The sequence below is a fragment of the Mitsuaria sp. TWR114 genome, assembly GCF_007997345.1.
Map to the genome: position 1 here is coordinate 21596 of NZ_VOSR01000158.1, position 21290 is coordinate 42885.

19 protein-coding genes are annotated in these 21290 nt (G+C 61.8%); 13 read left to right on the plus strand and 6 right to left on the minus strand.

Going from position 1 to position 21290, the window contains the following annotated elements:
• Positions 1 to 173: 173 nt before the first annotated feature.
• From FUT87_RS07365 to FUT87_RS07385, 5 genes are all read left to right on the plus strand, one after another.
• The gene (locus tag FUT87_RS07365) at positions 174 to 953 is read left to right on the plus strand and encodes a hypothetical protein (protein ID WP_147240596.1); all 780 of its coding nucleotides are present in this window, start codon (positions 174 to 176) and stop codon (positions 951 to 953) included.
• Positions 954 to 1205: 252 nt separating this feature from the next.
• Positions 1206 to 1784, plus strand: coding sequence for a hypothetical protein (locus FUT87_RS07370; protein ID WP_147240597.1), 579 nt, complete (start codon positions 1206 to 1208; stop codon positions 1782 to 1784).
• 95 nt (positions 1785 to 1879) lie between these two features.
• Complete coding sequence (locus FUT87_RS07375; RefSeq protein WP_147240598.1) at positions 1880 to 2764, plus strand: hypothetical protein; 885 nt, start codon at positions 1880 to 1882, stop codon at positions 2762 to 2764.
• A gap of 234 nt (positions 2765 to 2998) precedes the next feature.
• Positions 2999 to 3349 (plus strand): hypothetical protein, encoded by a 351-nt coding sequence (locus tag FUT87_RS07380; protein WP_147240599.1) that lies wholly within the window; start codon positions 2999 to 3001, stop codon positions 3347 to 3349.
• A 67-nt stretch (positions 3350 to 3416) separates the two neighbouring features.
• Positions 3417 to 4466 carry a hypothetical protein gene (locus tag FUT87_RS07385; RefSeq protein WP_147240600.1) on the plus strand — a complete coding sequence of 350 codons (1050 nt, stop codon included), beginning with the start codon at positions 3417 to 3419 and terminating at the stop codon, positions 4464 to 4466.
• A gap of 224 nt (positions 4467 to 4690) precedes the next feature.
• Here the strand turns inward: FUT87_RS07385 and FUT87_RS28530 are convergent, their stop codons facing one another.
• Positions 4691 to 5725, minus strand: coding sequence for a hypothetical protein (locus FUT87_RS28530; RefSeq protein WP_186830406.1), 1035 nt, complete (start codon positions 5723 to 5725; stop codon positions 4691 to 4693).
• Positions 5726 to 7324: 1599 nt separating this feature from the next.
• Between FUT87_RS28530 and FUT87_RS07400 the strand changes: the two genes are divergently transcribed.
• From FUT87_RS07400 to FUT87_RS07420, 5 genes are all read left to right on the plus strand, one after another.
• Complete coding sequence (locus tag FUT87_RS07400) at positions 7325 to 8035, plus strand: hypothetical protein (protein ID WP_147240603.1); 711 nt, start codon at positions 7325 to 7327, stop codon at positions 8033 to 8035.
• Between the two features lie 308 nt (positions 8036 to 8343).
• Positions 8344 to 9699 (plus strand): alpha/beta hydrolase, encoded by a 1356-nt coding sequence (locus tag FUT87_RS07405; protein ID WP_147240604.1) that lies wholly within the window; start codon positions 8344 to 8346, stop codon positions 9697 to 9699.
• Between the two features lies 1 nt (position 9700).
• Complete coding sequence (locus FUT87_RS07410) at positions 9701 to 11248, plus strand: hypothetical protein (protein WP_147240605.1); 1548 nt, start codon at positions 9701 to 9703, stop codon at positions 11246 to 11248.
• Complete coding sequence (locus FUT87_RS07415; RefSeq protein ID WP_147240606.1) at positions 11248 to 12609, plus strand: CHAT domain-containing protein; 1362 nt, start codon at positions 11248 to 11250, stop codon at positions 12607 to 12609. The genes FUT87_RS07410 and FUT87_RS07415 overlap by 1 nt, the downstream gene beginning before the upstream one ends.
• A gap of 58 nt (positions 12610 to 12667) precedes the next feature.
• A complete protein-coding gene (locus tag FUT87_RS07420; protein ID WP_147240607.1) occupies positions 12668 to 14077 on the plus strand; it encodes a hypothetical protein in 1410 nt (469 codons plus the stop codon).
• 32 nt (positions 14078 to 14109) lie between these two features.
• Here FUT87_RS07420 and FUT87_RS07425 read toward each other — a convergent pair whose 3' ends face one another.
• Positions 14110 to 14517, minus strand: a complete 408-nt coding sequence (locus FUT87_RS07425; protein ID WP_147240608.1) for a hypothetical protein — start codon at positions 14515 to 14517, stop codon at positions 14110 to 14112.
• A gap of 37 nt (positions 14518 to 14554) precedes the next feature.
• Positions 14555 to 15073: a hypothetical protein gene (locus tag FUT87_RS07430; RefSeq protein ID WP_147240609.1), complete on the minus strand. Its 519-nt coding sequence runs from the start codon at positions 15071 to 15073 to the stop codon at positions 14555 to 14557.
• A gap of 652 nt (positions 15074 to 15725) precedes the next feature.
• Here FUT87_RS07430 and FUT87_RS07435 point away from each other — a divergent pair.
• Entirely contained in the window at positions 15726 to 16253 is a 528-nt protein-coding gene (locus FUT87_RS07435; RefSeq protein ID WP_147240610.1) for a hypothetical protein, read from the plus strand.
• A 67-nt stretch (positions 16254 to 16320) separates the two neighbouring features.
• Here the strand turns inward: FUT87_RS07435 and FUT87_RS07440 are convergent, their stop codons facing one another.
• The 3 genes from FUT87_RS07440 to FUT87_RS07450 form a co-directional block, all read right to left on the minus strand.
• Complete coding sequence (locus FUT87_RS07440; protein WP_147240611.1) at positions 16321 to 17979, minus strand: small multi-drug export protein; 1659 nt, start codon at positions 17977 to 17979, stop codon at positions 16321 to 16323.
• Positions 17976 to 18752 carry a hypothetical protein gene (locus tag FUT87_RS07445; protein ID WP_147240612.1) on the minus strand — a complete coding sequence of 259 codons (777 nt, stop codon included), beginning with the start codon at positions 18750 to 18752 and terminating at the stop codon, positions 17976 to 17978. The genes FUT87_RS07440 and FUT87_RS07445 overlap by 4 nt, the downstream gene beginning before the upstream one ends.
• 415 nt (positions 18753 to 19167) lie before the next feature.
• A complete protein-coding gene (locus FUT87_RS07450; RefSeq protein ID WP_147240613.1) occupies positions 19168 to 19704 on the minus strand; it encodes an HAD domain-containing protein in 537 nt (178 codons plus the stop codon).
• Positions 19705 to 20441: 737 nt separating this feature from the next.
• Here FUT87_RS07450 and FUT87_RS07455 point away from each other — a divergent pair.
• Together FUT87_RS07455 and FUT87_RS07460 are read left to right on the plus strand one after the other, a co-directional pair.
• Positions 20442 to 20756, plus strand: coding sequence for a hypothetical protein (locus FUT87_RS07455; protein WP_147240614.1), 315 nt, complete (start codon positions 20442 to 20444; stop codon positions 20754 to 20756).
• A gap of 163 nt (positions 20757 to 20919) precedes the next feature.
• Entirely contained in the window at positions 20920 to 21210 is a 291-nt protein-coding gene (locus FUT87_RS07460) for a DUF3892 domain-containing protein (protein WP_147240615.1), read from the plus strand.
• Positions 21211 to 21290 lie beyond the last annotated feature (80 nt).

The window sequence follows — 21290 nt, forward strand, 5'->3', positions numbered from 1 at the left end:
GAATTAGACCTCTCCAAGGTGCCCAAGGAAAAAAGCAAAGCCAAGTAGCGTAGTCGCCTCCTCAGCGGCGATGTGATGCTATGCCTACCGGCAGCGAATGAAAAAGCCCCATGACGAATGCATGGTCTTGGAGGCAGGGGCCATCTGGTCAGCCCCGTTCGTAATTGTTAAGTTTGACCGGCACACAAAAATCTGTGAGCAATTCAAAAAAGAAGGTTGAGCGCTACTACCTAGATCGCTTTTCGGCCTTACTTAACAATTTTCCTGCAGGGACCGTTGAGGAATCTGAAGAACCGGATTTCCTAATTAACGGGGATCGAGTAGTCGGAATCGAATTCACAGAACTGCATCGGGAGAATTGCGGCGAGGAGGTGCCAGGCCAAGCTCGCGAAGCTATGCGCGAGCGCGTCATGGCCCGGGCCGGACAACTCTTCGACGAAACCGGACTTCCGCGGGTGCGCTGCAACGCGATCCTGACCGACGAGCCCATCGCCAAAGGCAGCGTGGAGGAAAGGGCTCAGCTCGTCGCCGAACTGGCCGTGCGGTATCTGCCCAGTCAGCCAGGCGGCGCGTCCATCGGCCGGCCGTCTTGGGAAAACCTCGACGAGTTCCCCGACTGGATCAGCTACATCAGCGTGATGCGTCTGGACGGCGCAGGGGCGAGCTCTTTCCACGCCAGCGGTTCGACCTGGGTCGAGCGTCTCGAAGCGAAGCACCTTGAGCAGCCTCTGGTCGCGAAAGAGAAAAAGCTGCAGGCGTACCGCAGCCGCTGCGACGAAGCCTGGCTGGTGATCGTCGTGGACGCACACCGCATGTCAACCTGGTTCTCTTACGATGAGGAGCTGTTACCCGCGACGGTGACCTCAGGCTTCGATCGAGTCTTCGTGCTGCGCCTTTTCGGCGGGGGCCGCGTTACAGAGCTGCACCCGACAAGACCTGACCCTGCCTCTTGACGCTAACCGGCTCTGCGGCAGCGGAAGAACATAGTCCGGGCGAATCCGAACCCGCTCGCCTCACTCACGGGAAGCAGTCAAGGCAAGGGCCGCAGGAGTCAGTTTGTGGGTCGCGGCTGCGCGTGCGTATTCAACAAGATGCACTCGCGGGGCTATGGCTGTTGCGCGCCGGCGCCATCTTCAACACTGCCCACCGCCCGTTCTCCATACACTCCGTAACAAGCCTGCTGATGACGGGCACGGGAGGGTCGGATGAACTATCGCGCCAAGATTGCAACGACGCTGGCCGCGGCCATGACGGCGCTCTTCGCCAATGCGCAGAGCCTTGAGAAGGCTGTGGTCCGAGCGGAGCCGCTTCAGTACACGAAGGACGGGAAGTTTCGCGGCTGCGGACTCAATCTCAAGCTGCTCGAAGACGGCACGACACCCACGCTCGACTACATCACCGTCTCTGTGAACTTTTGGCTCGAGAGGCCGGGCTTCGCCTTGGTGAAGACACAGTTGAAGAAGGCCACGATGTCTGCCGGCACGGTCAAGCCCGCAGGTCTGGATCGGAGCTGGGCACGAATTGCAGGCCAAGATCCGCTCAACCAACAGAACCTCATGGCCGGCGAAGAGCTCGCCATCCTGTCCACGGTCGAGATCAACGCGGGCATGGACTTCATCGCGGAAGTCATGCGGAGCCAGAAAGAGGTCCAGGTCGGCTTCTTTTCTAAGGGCTCAAAGCTTGAGCGAACCTTTCGCGGCATTCCCGCGTGGGATGCCGACGGGCGCGCCGCCTTGTCTGCGTGCTTCACCGAGTTCACGACGCGGCTTCAAGCAACGCCCTGAGTCGACTCCAGGCCCTCTGTCAAATCAGGTAGGACCCACCTGCCGAGATCACCCCTTCCAAAACCGCTCCAAAACATCCTAGGGAGGAAATGAGCATGTCCGTACTGCGAAAAGTCGAAGAGGCTTACCTCGGCGTTCTGCGCCTAGTCATCATCTTGGTTGCAACTCTCATGCTGTTGGCAAGCGTCATCTTCTTGGCGCTAGCGGGTGGAAATTGGAAAGAAGTGAAGCCTTCGGCGGAAGACACCTCAGTGACCGTCAAGCCGGAGGAGATCACCCAACAGGTTCTCGCGCACCGGGCTGAGAAGGCCCCGGTGGCCACTCCGGACGCTCAAGTGCCGGCGAAAGCCCTAGGCGAGGACACGCCCAACAAGGCCGAACTTGATCGCGCGGCTGCGGCGATCGTGACCTTCTTCAAGAAGGCCGGCCCAGAGTTCCAAAGCATCTCTCACGACCGCGTCATCACGGTGCTGAAGAACAAAGCCGAGCCGTACGCAAAGACCGACGATGCGAAGCCCTTCGCGACCGGGCTAGCCACTGCGATGGAAACGACCCTTGCCGACCCCGCAGTGGTGAAGCTGATCGAACCGCAAGCAGCGGTTGCACCAGTCGCGCCGGCAGTTGCCGCGTCCGTTGCGGAAGGCGAGCAGGAAGAGCCAGCGCCGGAGCCCGCACCCCGCGCGACGGTTCGAAAGGTTTCCCCCGTCGACGTCGTCAACGATGCGCTCGCTACCTATGAGGCAGCTTTCGAGAAGCGCGTGAAGGACCGCGGCCAAGCGCAGATTGACGCCGCAGCGGAAGAGGCCAGAAACAAGGCTACCGCGATGACGCAGCTGTATATGGCAGGCGCCGTCTTCGGCTCCTTCTTGTTCCTGGTGTTCATCTCGTTGCTCGTCAAGATCGAGCGCAACCTTCGCGCACTGACCGTCGCTCCGATCGTGGTTCGCGCTGCAGAGCGCGTCGAACCGGTCAAAGACTGACCTTTGTCGGCACGGGGTGCTTTCCCGGCGCGGCACCCTGTTCTTCGCTTTTCCGGTCGAGAAACCCTCCGGGTTGGCTCGACGGGGCGCCCGTCGAAAAAAACTTCGCTCGAAAAATACCTGGAACGCCAAGGCGTTCTTGCAGCGCGAGGCGATGTCGCCGTTCACATGGAAAGTTCGACGCACCTATACCAGTCCTGACCCCTCGCGGGGCCGTCTTCCCTCAGGACTGCAATGAATCTCTCCTTCTCCCAACTCCAGCGTGCTGTTTACCGACTCGTCGAGGACCTCGATGATGAGGACTTTGAAGTGATGCTCAGGCGCGGGGCCCGCCTTTATCTGAACGTCGATACCCGCGCTGTTCAGTTGAGCTTCGGCGATCCGCACGACACCGCGGCGCACGTGTCGGCAGACCTTGAAGCAAAGGCGGGACGTTGGGTTCACGTGCCGGTCTATCGAGCACCGAACAGTCTTCCTGACCGACACGACTGGATGGCCTGGGTTCGGCTACATGAAGCGTTTGAGGAGCAGCCTGCTACGGACCTCGCGTATGCAATCTGGGATGCCGCTAGGGCTCTGTCCTGACGGTGCCCGAACGATCGCATCGTTGGGAGTCGTGTCTGTCCCCCTGCCAATCCACAGAAAGTCCCCGATGTTCGACGTTGACGTCGCCCAGCAGATTCTCACAAGCGGCGCGCTCCGAGTGGTTCGGCGCATGCTATTCACGGGCACGAAGCTACCTGGTGAGGCACAAAGCGCGTTCGACTTCGAGTCCTTCTATCAGCACGGCTCCGCGATCGTCTTAGAGAGTCAGGGCCGAATCTATCTCTTGACGCCGAGCCATGTCATCCGGAACGCCACCGGCAATCAGTACACGAACGACTCCCCTTTCTGGACCACGATTCGGCATGAGCCGCCAGCCGAGCTCATGGACTTCCTGATGCCAGTCCGGATGCACGACATGGCACCCGGCGGATTCGCTGAATTTGATGCTGCCATTGTTGAAATGAACCCCATGGTTCTCTTCGGACTGCCGGATGTGCTGAACTGGGACGACCACACGTTGTTCTGTGGGCCCGACGAGGTCGTGAATGGAGCGACGGCCGTAGTTGCTGGCTACCCAGAGCAGACGAACGCGTACGAACATCCCGAGCAGGAGGACGGGTCGATCCAGCAGATGGCAACGATCCGCCTCACCACCTTCCAGGGCATGATCTCAGTGGGGGACGACGGGCAGCCCGTGTTCGTCAACTTCATGCACGAGGATGGATACGAGTACGCTGGTCTCAGTGGTGGGGTCGTAGTGTGCGGTGTGGGTGGTCGTGTGAAGTACCTGGGGATCGTCATTAGCAGCGGGCTGGGCGGCCGGCGCTTCAAAGTTGTCACGTTCGCCAAGCTTCGCGCTGCGCTAGGCGTTCTCCATCGACTCCCATGGGAGCTACTGGACGAGGCCTACTTTCTTGGTCATCCGACTCACTCGACAATGACCTTCCGGGATTTCGTCGGGGCCCTTCACGAACGTCGCCGATTTGTCCAGCGACGTAGCAACGACTACCTGGAGCAGCTCCTACGCACCATTGCTACTGGCTCGCGCCCGCATTGGGTATGCGAACTGGAGCCGATGCGTGACGAACTAAAGCAGCGCCTGTGCTGGCACCTTGTAACTGCTCTAGAAGCCGTCGCTAGCCAACGTGTAGGTTGATGGACGGCGCTGTAGGTTTATAGACCTTGTCGAGAGAATGCGCCTCAACTTGGCGCATGAGCACCAGTAAATCGTTGATTCATAAGGCTCTCCACCGAAGTCGCGGAGATTCGCGCACATCCGGTGGAAAAGCTGCCGCAGCGAAGCGCGGGATGGTGACGTCGTGGACGTGAAGGCGGCGCTCGTGCTGTAACCCTCACAGCAGGAACCATTTAGGGCTCTTTCTATTCGACGCATGTCTTCCTTTCGCCAGCCGCCTGTGGCATCCGGCGATTGAGCTGCGTCGCTTGCGCACGATCGCACCGCCATAAGCTTGCCTGTAGCGAAGGATGCGCGAATGCGCCCCACCCACCATTGCCGCCGGCGCTGAGCGCGGAGATGCCCGAGCCCGTCGACGAGATTGATGCCGGCGCCTGCGTGCTGTCCGGGTTGAATGCGTCCACCGTGATGGAGCCGCCCGTACCACCGGTGCCGCCAGGGTTCCCGCTGGCGTGATCGACTGTCGTGCGTGCCGTGTCGTTGTGCGTCCCACCACCATCGCCACCGATGCTGCGAATGGACACTGCCGCTGCGTTGAGCGCCGTGCCCGTGTAGGTCGCATCGTTGTGGATGCTGCCCGACAGCGTGGCTTGCACCGTGCCACCATCGCCGCCGAGGCCGCCTTGTCCACTCTTGCCAGCGTCGTTGTTCGGCGTGCCGCCGTTGCCGCCTGCACCACCATTTGCGCTCAAAGCCACCGTGGGGGATGTTCCGGCGCTGGACACGTCCGATCCGGCGTCCAAGTTCAGATAGATCGGGCCGGCATTGGACCCGAAAGCTGCGGCACCACCGTTGCCGTAGCCCGAAGTGCTGTGCGCGTTGCCGCCATCGCCCCCACGGCCACCATTGGACTGAAGCGCCAACGCGGGTTGCGTAGCACCGCCTTGGACAACGCTGCCGCCCGCGACCTCAAGGTTCCATCCCGCTGCAGCAGCCACCGCCGGAGCCGTGTGGCCATTGGGACTGATCTCGGAGCTGCCGCCAGCGCCTGGTGTCCCCGCGGCTACCGAGTTGTCGTAGCTCACAAGGGCAAACTGCCCCGCGATGATCGTCAGCGGTGGGAGATCGTCGACTGCCAGGGTCTTGATCCGCGGTGGCGTGGCTGCGGCGGCCCGTGTTGACTTGACCGCCTGGGTCGTCGCCGACGTGGTCGCGCTTGCGGGATCGACATGACCGAACACCAGCAAGCTCGTGGATGCGGAGAGCGCCAGCCCTTGCATGATTAGCCGCGGCAGACGCCGCCGGGGAAATCGGTGGGCGGGCTCATCAGCGAAGGGGGGACGGCGCGAGGCGAAGGCGCGGCTGCTGGTTTGACGTGTCATTGGAGGGCTCCCGGAGCAAGGTTTGGATGGACTTCGAAACAGTCCCGAACTCTGGGGCGTCACCGCAGCAGCGTGAATGCGAGGCAGTCTCGCGATTGGCGCCAGCGTCTCAATCGGCAGACTCACTCCAAAGAAGTTTGCCGAGGGATCTCAGAAGTCCTCCCCGCCTCCCTTCTGTCCGCCTTGAACACGGATCCGAGCGACGGCGAAGTCCACTAATGACGGCACGGGGCCAGACTGCCGGACTGCCGGCGTAGCCGGTTCAAGGAGCACCTCAAGACCCAACGCGGCCGCGAGGGTCACCAAAAGCTCGACATCACAGTGAGCTGGATCCACGACTGCAGCGGATACGCGCTCCACTGATACTTCTGCTCGGCGGGCAAGAGCGTACAGGTCGAGACCTGCCTCATCCATAGCTTGGAGAAGGCGCTGAAGAGGTTGTTGCTGAGTCATCGCGCAGGATCCCTTGGCAGTCGTGCCATGGAAGCTTATTGCCAACATGGCTCACAAGGTGAGCCATGGCCGCTGGCTAGGCAGCGTCCTGCGGACGTGTCAATGCCGCGTTGGCCAAAACTCGCCAACGCAAAAGGTCCCATCGCGGTGCGCTTGGCGATCAGAGAAGCTGGTCAGCACGGAAGAGGTGCAGCGGCGCACGCCTGTCGATAGGTCGGCCTGCGTCGGCGCCGCTCCTGGTCGGCTCCGATCTCAACACCATCTGGCGAGGAGAGGCGTTTGGTCCGGACTGACTATCAGTTTTGCGACTTACCAGGGCGTGCGCCTAGCCGCACGCGATCGCGTTCAATCAACGAGCCAAGTGCTCTTCACCAGGCTAATGGGCAAGGGATTCTTTTGGGCGTGGGTGCTCGCTGCCCTTCCGGTCTCCTTCTCACTCCCCAGCCGCGTGCAACGCTTTCTCTTGCGACGGATGATGTTTATCTATTACCTATTAGGGAGCCGTCTGCACGCGCCGTTGACCGCGAAATCTTCCCCAAAATAGTTGCCGTTGTCCGCCGCCACCGAACTGAACTCAGGGAGAATCTACGCGATACCACATGCTGTTTTACGCTATAGGACATGTCAACCTACGCTATAGGACATGTCCTTTTACGCTATAGGACATGCCCTTCGCTCTTCCATCCACTGGCTCCTCGGCTTTCGAGGCTGATGAGAATGACCAGCTCAAATAGGCTCAACGCCGCGTCTGCCTCCCAGCTCCTGACGGATGTGGCAGAGAACAGTCTTCTACCGACCCTGCACAAGAATGCGGTCGCCTCCGCAGCGGCGAAAGCCCGCCGAGCAGAACGGGCACAGCAAGAGCTGGTTGGGGAGCTTCCCGACAATGCTTCGGCCGAACAGGTCGAAAACGAAAGACGGCGGAGGTCGGTGACGGTCGGGAAACGGATCTACCTTCCTATGGCTGCTCACGGCAGCGTGGCGCTGCCGCTAGTCCTCGTACGTGGTCCCCTGTTTTCGCCGGAACGGTCCACAGTTGGCCGTATGCAGCTGGACAAGGATCTGCAGCCACCGCTGTCGTGGCGCCATGGAGAGACATATGCAGAATCTGTTGGCCCTAGGCTTGGAGCGTTCGATCGCCGCGTCTACGCTGCCAGTGTCGAACTCTTCAGGCATATGCCCGTAGAAACGGACGGCACGCAGGTGCGACTGGCGACAACGGTGCACAACCTGGTCGGTCGCCTAGTGGGCCGCGAGTCCGGTGTTCAGTACAACGCTGCCAGCCGTGATGCAGTTAGAGAGAGCCTTCAACGCCTGCGAGGTACGTCTGTGAGGCTCGTCTCTGTCGCTGTCAGCGTCGAAGTTCCCCGCCTCCTGGATTGGGAGGAGACCTCGCAGGGATTGGCAATCGCCCTGCCTCGCCCAACGCATCTTTTGTTTGGCTTGAAGAGCTGGTGGGGCATACCTGACCAAGCGCTCAGCGCTCGTGTCTCCGGATTGAAGGCTTGGCTGGTGGCGTTCTACTCCACCCACAGCGAACCCTATCCCATTCAAGTCGAGACGCTCCATCGCCTCAGCGGCTTTCCCGGCTCATTGCCGCGGTTCCGCGACAAGCTCGGGTTAGCGCTGAAGGGACTCTCTGATGAAGCCGTGCCGGTGGAGATTCGCGTTAGGGCTTATGCGCCGGAGTCGTTGGGGGGAGCGAAGACCGTCACCGTCGTCATGGCCGCCTGGAAGCAGGCTACGAAGCGCTAGGGACGGCAATCGCTGAAGAATGTGCCCTCCACTCCGGGCCACCATTAACGACTCTCCGTCGTCTGGCAGCTTCCAAACACGGGGCCAAGCCGACGTGAGTCGGCCGCGCAATCGGCCCAGACTCGGCGAGGGTGCGAAGCCACGTAGCGACCCTACGTCGGTGCGTAGCTGACATATAGGATTTGTCGGCCACCCCGTTGCAGGAGGCGATCTTGTTGGTCAATCGTCCTGCGAATTGATGATGCGATCCTCGGCAGGCCCGCGCACTATTCGAGCTTTGACTATTACCTACGTCAAGGAGTAGCGCCATGTCCATGAATCCTGGTTCCATTTCACTAGAAGGAGTCAGGATGCCGGCTTGGCTGGTCCGCTATGACAAGAAGGGAATCTGCACATCGCCGAAGACGCGCGACGCCCTGCTGGCTGCGGTGTCTGCGAATCCCCAGGCCCCTGTCATCTTGTTCTCCCATGGCTGGAACAACGAGTACGAAGAAGCGACCCAGCGTTACGCCGGGCTGCTGAGGCACCTGGAGGCGCACCGTACGACGTATCCGGGAAGCGGCACTGAACCGATTTTCGTCGGCATCCTGTGGCCGAGCACCTGGCTCTCGTTCGACAAGGGGCCGGATATGGCAACAACCAGCGTCGCAGGGAGCCGATCCGACCCGTTCGAACGCTTCGAACAGGAACTCGCGGAACAACTGGAAGGCGACGAGCGCGCTCGCTTCTACGCGCTCGTCGAGCAGGATCGACTTGATGCGACTCAGACCAAGGAACTGGTTGAACTGACCGCACGTGCAGTGAAGAACGACGCTGGCAGCCCTGACAGCAGGGAGGGTAACGAGCGGAAGAGCCCGCAGCCCGCGGACATGTACCGCGGTATGGACGCACTTCAACGCCTTGCGGGGCCGGTGCCCGATGACAGCGACGAGCTTCAGGAAGGCGGAACCCTCGGCCAGGGACCGCAAGGCGCCGTGCAAGATGCCGGTTTCCTGTCATTCCTCGACCCACGAAATGCCTTGCGTGTGGCTTCGGTCTATCAGATGAAGGACCGTGCCGGCACCGTGGGTTGGAACGGTGTTGCGGCGCTGCTGAGTGACCTGCTCGCGCGGTCACCGGCGCCGGTACACGTGGTTGGCCACTCCTACGGTGCCAAGGTCGTCTTGTCGGCTATCGCGTCCAAGGACCTCCCCCGACAGGTGACAAGCGTACTGCTGCTGCAGCCGGCAGTTTCGCACCTGTGCTTCGCGGCGGAGGTGCCGGGACGTGAAGGAGCGGGCGGCTATGTGGCGGTTCCCCAGCGCGTGAAGAACGGGCTAGCCATGACTTGCAGCGCCTGGGACTTTCCGCTGCACACCGTATTCCACAAGGCGCTGCGGCGCGACGATGACCTCGGCGAGCTGCAAGTGGGCGCACAGCACGCGGGCGAGGCAGTGGAAGCGGGCGATCCGCCCAGCAAGTACGCCGCGCTGGGCGGCTACGGCCCGCGCAAAGCGAGAGAGACGATGGTCAACGAAATGCCCGCGCCCGGCACGCCGCTGCCCCAACTGCGCGCCCCGGGGCTGATCGCCTTCGATGGCACCAAAGGCAAGCGCGTGTCGTCGCACGGTGACGTATCGACGCAGTACACGGCCTGGCTGCTGCATCAGCAAATGGTGGCCTGATATGGCGGCACCAGACTTCAGCGGACTTCTACAAACCAGCCTCGACGTGGTCGGCGGATTGTCGAAGAAGCTGCTGAAGCCGCCGCGTAAGCTGGTGGTGTTGAGCGTCGGACTGGTGTTCCGGAAGGACGGGCCGATCGTGCATTTCGAACTCGACGCGGCGAATGCCGGCGCCGAGGCCGCGCCATCGGCGGAGCTTCCTAACTTGCGAGCGCCCTGGGATGTGCCGTACGACGCTTTCGACCCGTCCGGCCGCGGTGAGCTCGACGTGCCTCCCGGCGTGCTAGAAGACCTCCGATTCCGCTTGGCTGCATGCGACATGGATCCGGCGGAGCCGCTCTGGCTGCGCTTGCTGCGCCCGTATGGTTGGCTCGGAACCGCGCCCTGGGAGATGCGTCTTAGCGACTCGCTGCGTCGGCCGGTTCTGCGGCTGCCAGATTTCCCGGATCGTCCGGTGGAGCGCGCGGACGTGCTGCAGGCAGCGGTGATCGTAGATGTACCCGCCACGGAGGACACCGAAGCGGTCCTCCACCGCGTGCGCGTGATCGCGGATGCGGTGCTACAGGCGTCTGGCCGCATCAAGACGCAGGTCCACGTGTTCACCACGACGGCGTGGCGCTCGAGACTGCGGGGACTGGCGCGCGATGTCGACGTGCTCGTGCATGAGCCCCTCCCGCCCCCTCTCGCAACCGATGCACTGGTGCCTCCGACCTCCAGTCCCTTGACCATCGCCGCCGCTTGGACGACGTGGATGCTCGAAGCACTCCATGGCGACAGCGTCGATGCGCTGTTTGTGCTGGCACGAGCGCGCGCCTCCGAGACGTCGTCGCACTTGGTGTTCACCGACTCCGCTGCCACCTCCGACGTGCCTGGCGCTTGCGAGGACGAAGAGTCGTGGATACCGGATGCCATGGTCGGATTGGCGGAACTCGAACTGCTGCTAAACCGCATCGGCGCGTGTGCAGCCACTTTCGTCCCCGCCATGGAGGGCGATCGGAAGGGAATGCTCGCCTTTGCCGACGCGCTGGCGCGTCGGCGCCCAGGCGCGGTGCTGTGCCATCCCGTGGCCACGGGGTCGACAGTCGAAGCCTTCAACGTGGCTTGCCGCTTGCTGCTAGGCGGCGTGCCGGCACCCGCGCCCGTGCTGGGCGATGGCCTGCTGTATTGCCATCCTTCCTTCGTAGAGGGCTTTGCGCAACTGGGCATGGCGCATTCGGACGACTTTGGCGCGGCTGCGGCACAGTTGCTGGCTAGGCGTGCGCCGTTCAAGGATCGCCTACTACGCTATGTGACCGGCGCATTGCCGGTGATCCGCGCGACGGAAGTCAATGCGCCACCTAGCTGGGTTGCTTCCACGCAGAGGTTCCTGGAGTCGGCACGCTTCGAGGAGTTCCGCCGCTTGTCCAAGGACGTACTGCTGTCGACGTCCTCGTTGGAAGAGCGGCTGCGCCGCAGGGAACGCAAGGTCGACGAGCAGGTCGACGAGATTCGCAAGGAAATTCAGCGAGTGGTCTCCGAGTTCGCCAGCAAGCGGGGGATGAAGAAGTGATGCGTGAAGCCACCATTGAGATCGCCGACCAACACGACGGGACGATGCTGTTCCGCTTGCTGCGTACGCGGCCGGCAGTGACCTATCCGAAAATGCATCAGTACCGGCCGTTGCAGGTTCCAGCAGGATTGCCGCCGCTCAGCACTGCCACCATCGTCACGCAATACGGCGAGGAACTTCGCAGAGCATTGGCCACGCACACGGCCGTTACCGCAGAACTGGAGCAAATTTTCGGCACGCCTGCACCGGGCCTCACGACCCTCGAGTTCACGCTGAGCGCTGACGCGGATTGCCCCGACGTACGCTGGGAGACCTTGTACGGGGACCCGCCCGCCGGCTTCCTGGCGGTCAACGGTCGCTGCAGCGTCAAGCGTCTGGTCTCCTCCGTGTCCGCCACGTCGACGCTGCCGGTGCGGCTGTTCTCTGCACCTCTAAAACTCGCGGCCTATCTGTCGCCCGCTAACGTGACGGCGAAGAAGGAGTTCGATGAGATCGCCAACGCTGTGGGCGCGGCGCGGCAGGACGGACTCGACATCGTTGCCAGCATCTACCTGGGCGAACAGGAGCTGCTAGACACAGCACAGGAGGAAGCTGCGGCCGGCAAGTTGCCCGGCATCAAGCTGCAACAGATGCCATCGGATGCGGTGTCGATCGAGAAGTCGATCATTGCGGAGTCTGCGCAGATCCTGCATTTTTTCTGCCACGGCCACAGCAAGGCTGGTCTGCAGTTGCTCGAGTTCGCGTCGATCAACGACCACGACATCGAAGAGCCCACCGGATCCATCCTGTTGTCGATCGAAAGACTGACTGAGGTCCTGGTCAGCTCCGGCAGCACATGGATGACTATCCTGAATAGCTGTTCTGGCGCGCAGAGCGCTCCCAAGATGTTCTCGATGGCTCGCGCGCTGGCTGCGACCGCGAGTCCAGTCGCGATCGGCATGGCCGAACCGATCCGAGATGTGGACGCAACGCTGTTCGCGTCGGCGTTTTACGCGAAGGCTTTCAGTGCAATCCGCCAAGCCGTGAACTCGCTGAGCAACGGCGCTACCGCTACGATCGACCTCGGCCCTTCGGTCGCTCATGCGCGCTCACGTCTGCATGCGGAGGCGCAACTTGGTCCGGACGACACCTTTGGCCGTTGGTCCTTGCCGATCCTGTATCAGCAGGATCGCGGCCTAAAAGTCTGTAGGGTTGAGAACGCAGCCGATATGGTCAGGCGTATCGACCAGGTCGCGACGACGCTACGGGCCGTCGCGTCGAGCGGCTCGTCCGACCTCGCCGACGCGGTGCTGGCCATTCTCGACAAGGAACCCGCCGTGCCAATGCATCTGCGGCCCGACCGCGGTGGCAACTTCGCATGAGCCGCTGGGCCAATCGAAGGCTCTGGGCCTCGCAGCGCGTTGCGCGGAAGGGGGTTAAATGAGCCCGATCGAGCGACCTGCGGAAGTGCAGATCAACGCCTGGGCGGGCGACACGCCCAACCGCGACCCACTGCCCCGGCGCACACCTTGGGCGCAGAGGGAAGTGAGCCGCAAGCCATCGACGTGGCTCGCGCCGGCAGCGCCCGTAGACGCGCGGGACTGGAGCCACCCCGAGGTGGGCTGGGGACTGGTGCTCCATGAGAAACCGGGACTCTCGCACGAAGAACTTGCTCGGGCCGACGACGCGCCCGAGGCGATCCGCAGATTGCTGGCGGCACGCCCCGGGTCACCGGTGTTGCGCTGGAACCCGGAGCTGCAACAAGGCTATCTGCGACGCTATTACCCGGGGACCAACAAGGCACAGGACCTTGCCACGGCGGCGCCGCGACCTGGTACTAGTGAAGGCCGGATCCCCCGCTATCTCCTGATCTACGGCACGCCAGAGCAGATCCCGTGGCCGGTGCAGTACGCGCTAAACATGTCCACCTTTGTCGGCCGGCTCGACCTGCCACCGGGACCAGGGCTGGACAACTACGTCAACGCCCTTATCGAAGACTGGCCAGGCGAGAAGAGCAATCCGCTTGCGCCGCTGATATGGAACGTCGATCACGGCTCCGACGACATCACCTGGCTGATGGCGCGTGGCATTGGTGGACGGCTGTGGGAGCTGTTCGAGAAGGACAAGGACCTAGTGGGCCGACGGCGGCTGACCGGCGTTGACGCCACAGCCGCGAAGCTCGTTACGGGGCTTCAGGAGCACAAGCCGGGCCTGGTGGTAACGACGAGCCACGGCATGACGGGGCCGCTCGACGATTCGGATGCGATCCGTGCCTCGCTGGGCCTTCCGGTGGATCTCAATCATCAGCCACTGGCGCTGGACCACATCGCCAAATGGAGGCCCGCCGGGGCCATCTGGTACGCGCACGCCTGCTGCTCGGCAGGATCGGACCGGGTGTCGCGCTACGAGCAGTTGATGGGGGAAGACGCCTCAATTGGGAAGATCCTGCGCGGAGTCGCCAGCGCAGCGCAAGCGATGGTCGCGCCGCTGCCGCGACAGCTGCTCGGGGCTGTGAATCCCTTGCGCGCCTTCGTCGGGCACGTGGAACCGACTTTCGACTGGACCTTGCGTGACCCGGCCACCGGCCAATTGCTGACGCATGTGCTGCTCCAGGCGTTGTACAGCAGGCTGTACCAGACGGACCGACGCACGCCGATCGGCTTCGCGCTGCACGAGGTGTTCGTAGAAGCTGGCGCGTTCTACGGGCAATGGCAGGACGCCATCGTCGCCATTAACCATAACCAACCCGGCGCCCGCGACTGGGCGCTCTACCGCCAGCTTGTGGCGATGGACCGACAGACACTCGTGATCCTCGGCGATCCGACCGTTTCGCTACCCGCGCCGGGCTGACGGGGCAGGCCTTTCGGCAGCCCCGCGAAGCCTCAGTCGTTGAGCATGCGCGTGATGACGGTGTCGAAAGGGATGACCCATCCGTCCATCGCCTCATAGTTCGTCGCGCCAAGGTCCGAGTTCAACACGCACAGCCAGCCCTCGTGCTTGCAAGGAAAGCCCGGCTCGGACTGGACGTACTCAATGCCGGCGCTCCAAAGGGCGAGCGCGACCTCCGCCATCTCCTTGGCCTGCGCTTGCGCAGCACTGGGGTCCTCACCCAGGAGCCGAACGTGGTGGTTCAACGCCACCCACGCATCTTGGATAGTCAGGGTGCTGCCGAGCAGCTGGATGCTGAGCAGGTCCTGGCGCATGGCAGCGTCAAGTTCGGTGGGCGTGGTGAGTTCGGTCATCGACAGAGGCGCGGCGATGTGATGATTGGTGTGGTTGATGGTGGTCATGTCGGAATGCAGGGAGCAGGTTGGGAGGGAGGAGTTCTCAGCGCATTTCGTGGCGGCGGCAGCGGATGAGCGTGAACAGACGGTTTTCGCCGTCCCACGGCACAAGCGTCGGAAAGCGCGACGCGAGTCGCTGCGGATTGATGACCTGCAGCACGCCTTGGAGGGCTCCAAGGTCCCAGGCTTCGCGAGCGGACACATAACTGAGGCCCACCTGATGCAGCAGTTCGGTGAGTTCACGCTCGCGCTTATGGTCGTCTTGGCTCAGCTCGCCGTAGAGCCGGCGCTTCAAGCTCAGCTCCTCGAGGCCACCCCAAGCTCCGTCGATAGTGAGCATCGGCTCCAGGACTTGGTCGAGCACGAGCACCCGGAAATGCCGCCGAAACATGCTGAAGGCGTAGGGAACAGGCTCGAGGTCTTCGAATTCGGCGTGGGAGAAGAGCGCCTTCATGGAGCGGGCAGCGCGGCAGGCTTGCTCCTGCGTCTCGGGTTCGGAATGGGTGGTGGTTTGCGTCACTTTTGAAGATGCAGTTGTTAGCGTGACCAGGGTGGCCACCAACGGTGTAGTGTTCTGACGTCCCCATGTCGCACCGGCGATGCTCAATTTCTCCTTCCCGCCTTCAATCCACCGCGAAAACTGCCTGCAAATTCAGCCGATTTGAATATGTAACAGTTGGAAACAGGCACCGTGTATCTGCCCTGGGTCGCTGGCGGCGTCCACTGCTGGGTTGCATAGAGGCACGGGAAGCAACGTGTACGCGCCTGCTGGTGCTGCCGGATGGGCAGTTCACGCTAATGGCACATGCTCGCTTGGCTTCTCGATGGGATTCGAATTGGCGCCGGTCATCGCGCGATGAACACGACGGGGATCCCCGGTAAGAAATTTCAGCCGTGACTGCCGCTGGCCGTTCACGCTGACGCGCTTCGCGTTCCTACGGAGTTTGGGGTCGGCTGGATGAGCCCCCTTGGCTGGGGAGCGTGAGACGCCATTCGGGATCAACTCCTCCGGTTTGCGGAGCCGCGTGCCATCTGAGACCGGAAGCGGGGCGCATGCAGGCGAAACTTTTTTGTTTGAGGAAATGCCTTGCCATGCAAGGCGTTCCTGCTGCGGACGTTGCCGCGCGCCTGACATGCCCGGATTGCAACGCTACACCGTCTGGTGGCACCCGCAATAGCTGGTGGACTCCTCTTCAACACCTCATCTCAATCGCATGACCCTCTCTATCCACGCGCACCCCGCCGATCGCATCTTCAACCTGCTCACGGACACCGCCGAACCGTTGAGCCTCGACGACGGCCGCGCGCTTTGCAAGATGACGCCCCCCGGCGACCACCTCGTCGCCGTCCTCGCTGAGCTGAAGGGCGACCTCACGAGTCAGGCGTTCCTGCGTCTGCTCGGTGAGCAACTTCCGCGCACCGGTCGCACGAGCGCAAATACGAACGGAGTCCAAAGTCTGCTGCTCGACGTCGAGGAGGACGACCTGTGTGACGTCATGTCCACCGAGGAGCAACGCATCCACCGCGGCCTGGACGAGGCGATCGACTTGTACACCTGCCCCTCCAGCTATGGCATCGAAACGTGGTGGTATCTCACGCAAGAGGAGGCGCTCCTGGCGCAGCCCGGTGGGAGGCAGGTTCTGAAGGCTCGCGCACCGCGCGCGAACTGCATCGTCCAGCTGTATGCCGGGGGCTTTTGCATCGTGCCGACGCTCTTCCTGGAAGAGGCTGTCGACGCCTAACCGCGGGCCGCGACCAGACGTCGCACCTAGGAGCGGCAGGCGCCGACGCAGCCCATCCGGCGTATTCCTAGCGCGCTGTTGACTCAGCCTCGGCGAGCGCATCATCGAAGCGCCGCACATCCCCGCGCAGGACGTGGTCCTGCCGATCGAAGAAGTAACGGAGCAGCGCTAGGTATCGCGCGTCCCCCCGGAACCCGTGGGGAGTAATCACATTGCGGCACATCGCGCCAGCGAGCTCGGCGAGGCGCTTGGGCCCTTGCACCCTCTTGAGAGAGTTCAGGACCACCTCAAGCAACTCGCTCTTGAGCCGGTCCGGTACTCGGTCGGAGAGTATGATCGGCTCAAGCACCGCACCCAGGGCTGTCGTCGCTTCAAAGGAGATGTAGACGTGTCTTCCCTCCTGCACGTCATCCTGGATCACGTCCCCTTCCTGAGTAAGCACCATGGCGTCTTCAATCCAGTCGCACGCAACGTCGACCAAGCAGTACAACAGATAGGCCAGCGGCGTCGGGAACTCGTGGATCTCGTCACTCGGCTGGACGGGGCGGGCACGGGACAACAACTTCTCGGCGAAGTGATGCGCGTAATGCAGCCACAGATGGTCGTTCGAGCGCTGGTGAAGCCCCTCGAGAACCATGATGCGGAAGAAATAGATGGACGTGTAGATTGGGCACCGATGGCAGCCGACCTCTTGATACCTGAACAAGGGGCCGTTTAGGCGCCCCATCAGCACATCATCAACTTCGATCCGCGCCAGTGCCGCCTCGCCAATCGAGCGGAAGACACCCAGGTTGCCAGCCACGGAGACATCGCTAAGGTAGAACCGGAGCAACCGGTTCTCCTCGGGGAGATCCAGCCTGTGACCTTGCTGCCCTGCGAGCTGCTCACTGTTCTTGATCTCCGCATACAGCACGCTGCCTTCATCCTCAAGGAATGCGACGAAGCACTCGTCTTGGAAGTCTTCCACATGCCTGGTGACCCGCTGCATGATGCGAAGACACAAGTAAGGATGGGCTAGGGCAAGGTAGGCAGCAAACTTCCGCGACGAGAGCAGACTTGTCAAGATTCCTTGTGCCCGGCCACGAACCTTCTCCGAAGGCTCCATGGCGTGGGCCGCCCTGTCCCGTGCTGCCCGCCACAGCTTGGCGAGACGAGACATCGGAGCATCCACCGTGCAAATGTTTCCGTTCGCGCCACGGGTGAACATCGGCAGCACTAGGGTTGGACGCAGCCAATTCGCAAGACGGCGCCGAATGCCTTCGCGGCAGGCAAGTTCCAGTACCGAGTCGAGATGACGATCGAGAAGCCCAGCCAGCTCTTCGAAGCGCCGCCCATGCAGAAGCGCCATTGCAAGCTTCTCAAAGAGCGGCAGCTTCCAGCGACTCACTTCTGTGCGGCGCGACCTGATGTAGACGAAGCCAACCAGCGCGAGGAAAAGCGAATACTGCAGGACGCTCTTGTCGAAGCCCCACTTCCAGGGTCCGAGCACCGGGAAGAGATGTAGCCATCGGAGAACGGGCTCAAAGAAGAAGACGTGGATCAGCCCCAACAAGGACCAAATGATGGCCCAGTCGAGCCATGACAGGCCCAGCCGGAAGCTGAGCTTCGTAGTCGCGGGAACGACAGACCAGACGGCTGCGATGAGCCCCGCCATGGTCAGCATTGCGCTGGTGTCGATCCCTGCGGGAATTGCCGGAAGTGCCGGACAGGACGCGCAGACGCTCATGGCTTCGGCAACAGCAGCAGGAATGGCGTGACAACTGCAGAGACCGACACACCGATCGCTGCCGCGTCCTCAACGCCCTTTTTCACCTTCGACAGGTTGTCGGCCAACTTGGCCAGCTTGTCCACCGTGGTAGCGATCCGGGAGATTGCGCTTTTCGCAGGCGTTGTTCCCGATTCCAGGTTCTGCTTGAGGACCTGGTCCTTCACCATGAACTCGCCAGCAACAGTTGCCAACGCTTCCTGGATGGGCGCCACGCCCCTCACCCGGTACATCCGTAGCGCACTTCGGATGGTCTTGATTTGCCTGTCGATGAACGCGCGGAGATGACCCGGCACGCTGGCGTCCGCGAGCGCGTTCTCCAGATCCTTCAGCTCGTCTACGAGGGCGCTCATGGCCTCGGCCTCCATGTCCGCTTCAGCTTCTTCCCGGAGCGCCCAGGTTACCCAGCTGAATATCTTCCGGCACTCAGGAGGTGTGAGGTTTCCTCGATGGCTTCGCCATGGAGTGAGGAACTGTGTAGGCGAGGCGACATCATGCAGTCGGCCACACGCTGGCTGTGTGAGGTCGGCCGGCACACCCAACAGGTCAAGTCGTTCCCTGGCCAGAGCGATCTCTCGTCTCAATCCGAGAACCAAGAAGGACATCTCCTCTTCGAGGTGCGGCGTGTCCGTCTCGACCTCGAACACCGCCGCCCAAGCGTGCAGCATCTGCTGGTCGTCGGACTGCCGCATCAGCGAGTCGTAGATGTGCAGCAGCCTATCTCCAACGTTCATGATTCCTCCCTCATTTTCCGATAGCGTATCCGGCCTCATGCCTCCCGACGCGCCACAGGCCGCAGCTTCTCTTGCTCATCGTCCGTGCGCGGCGATAAACCTCGAACGGAGGGCGATGGCGTCCGCGAGGGCGTGATGCCGTCCCAGACTGCGGCCGCGCCGCAGTTCGTCGAAGCAGCGCTCAGCCACAGCGTCCAGCTCCGGTTGGGCATTGAGGTACCCCACATGGCACGGCTCCATAGCCGGTACCGGCGAACGGTCGACCAGGGTCAGGACTCGTTCGAGCAGGTCGTAGTCGACGTGGAAGTCGTAGCAAACCTTAAGAGCTCCGCAGCCGCGGCTCGACAACCAAAGGGCCAAGACACACGTGGGGAGGCGGTCGGTAGGGGCGAGCGGTGGTCATCTTCGCCAAGCGCTAGCCAGATCGCTGCGCCTGGCCGAAGTTGTGGTGCAGCACTGTGCGGAGCCGGTCGATTGCCGCTGGGCAACTCAGACCGCTGCATCCGCTCGTCAGGACCAAGCGGTCGTTCGCAACGTCGTAGGGCCACCGGATGTCGTCGTCGTCGATCACGATCCAGCGCGCCGGACGGAACCACCGTACGTGTAGGTCGACGATCTGGCTCTTGGACAGGCGCCAGTAGTCCTCCGCCCAGAGCGGACGGCCCCGACGGCCTACCGGCGCCTTCTCGGTGAGGTCCTGAAACGTGTAGCCCAGTACCCTAGGCGCGAGATCCCCCAGATGCGTCAGCACTTCTGGGAGGCCCTTGCTCCATGGTTGCGTGGAGGTGAGCATGATGGCCGCATCCGGCCAGCCCTTCAGGACTTCAACGAGGTCGGAAACAGACTGGTATTTGGAATGGCCGTCCACCTCCGGTGCGTGTCCGTGAACGTAGGCGTAGAACGACCACGACGGGTGCAGCACCCCGCTGATACCCAGGTAAATGAGGTCCATGCCGAGCTCCTTAGCCGCTAGATAGCGCTAGAGCTGGACGATAGACGTTTGCTAGCTCATTAGATGAGCCACCTGGCGAAAGCACCCGTTCAAGCAAAACGCGGACGGGCAGAGCTGCGCCTGAATTCACTTCGACTGAAGCAGCTTCGCCTCCGCCTTGTGGCCCTTCTTACTCAGGTAGTCGTGCAACGCGCGCTCGATGAGGCACTCGAGCGTGACGTCTTCCGACAGCGCCACGCGCTTCACAGCCCTGTGAGCTGGCTGATCTACATACAAGACGAGCGCCTTCTTGCCCTGTCGTCCAGGTTGGACGTACGCCTCTGCTCGGTGCCCCACTCCGTTCGATAGCGAACTTTTGACCATGCCCGGAACCATAAACGAAGTCTCAGCAGTTAACTAGCTAACTGATGGACCATGGCTACAGCCAAAAATTCTGACCACCGACGAGTTGCGCCCCAAGTTCCGAGGTTCTTGCTTTTGCAGATTCAACATTGAGTCGTTGAAATCATTTGCAAAAGCTGATGACGCACGAATTCAACCAACATGCTGAGAAAAAAGTGATTTCAGCAACACAAGCAATCGCTTAGCAGTTGACACAACTGTCAACTCCGAAAAACAAGCATCTCGCTACATTCGCCTAAGCAGCCAACAAAAAGATGTCCTAGGACAATCCTGAAAATGACGAGGCGGAAGCCTGGGGGTTGCGCAGGGAAATCAGTTGGTGCATAGTTCCGACCATGAACCCCGAATTACCCAAGGACTTGGGCCGGCGGCTTGGCGATCTCAGCGATCTGCCCGAGGCGCTGCTCAAGCAAATCAACGCGGTCAAGCTGGACGATCTGGAGGAACAGATCGTCACGTTGCTGCGCGAAAAGTTCGGAGGGGTGGCGAACGTCGACGAGCTGATCGTCGGCCTTTATCGCGATTACAACTACATCACCGAGGACCGGCGGAAGCTGGGCTCGAAGCTCTACCGAATGCAGCAGAGCGATTTGATCGAGAGCGTCCCGAAGCGAAAAGGCGTTTATCGCCTTAAGGAGAGGGATGCATAAAAGCAAAAAGCCAGTCGCTCACTGAGCGACTGGCTTGATGCAAGCAATGAGGCCGGAGCCCGCAGAGCTTAAGGTGCAACTGAAGTCTAAGCGGGGCCCTCAAACAACGTCAAGCGCGCTTCTCCGGGCGTGTGCGACATCGTTCCTTTGAAAGGGTACCCCTATGACCTCGCGTCATGAAGTGAAGTGCATCAACAAGTCGGACCGTCAGAACCCCCACGAGCGCATCAAAGCGATCGGCGGAGTTAATCCGAACGGAACGAACTGGAAGCTCTCGCAAGAAGAGGCCATCCGAGACATCGAAGCCAAGAAGTACAGCTTCTTCGTCAAGAATGGCCAGCACCAGGTTGATGTCATCGTTGCGGTGAGCCGCTTCGGCAACAAGTACCTCAAGACCGTTTCGGATGGAGAGCATCCGAACAACCTCTTGTCGTTGTACGAGTGCGTCGCCTGACGCTCCAGTCGAAGTAGTTCCAACAACTGAGTTCAGCCCGGCTTCGGCCGGGCTTTTTCGTTTGAGGTCGAGAACTCAGT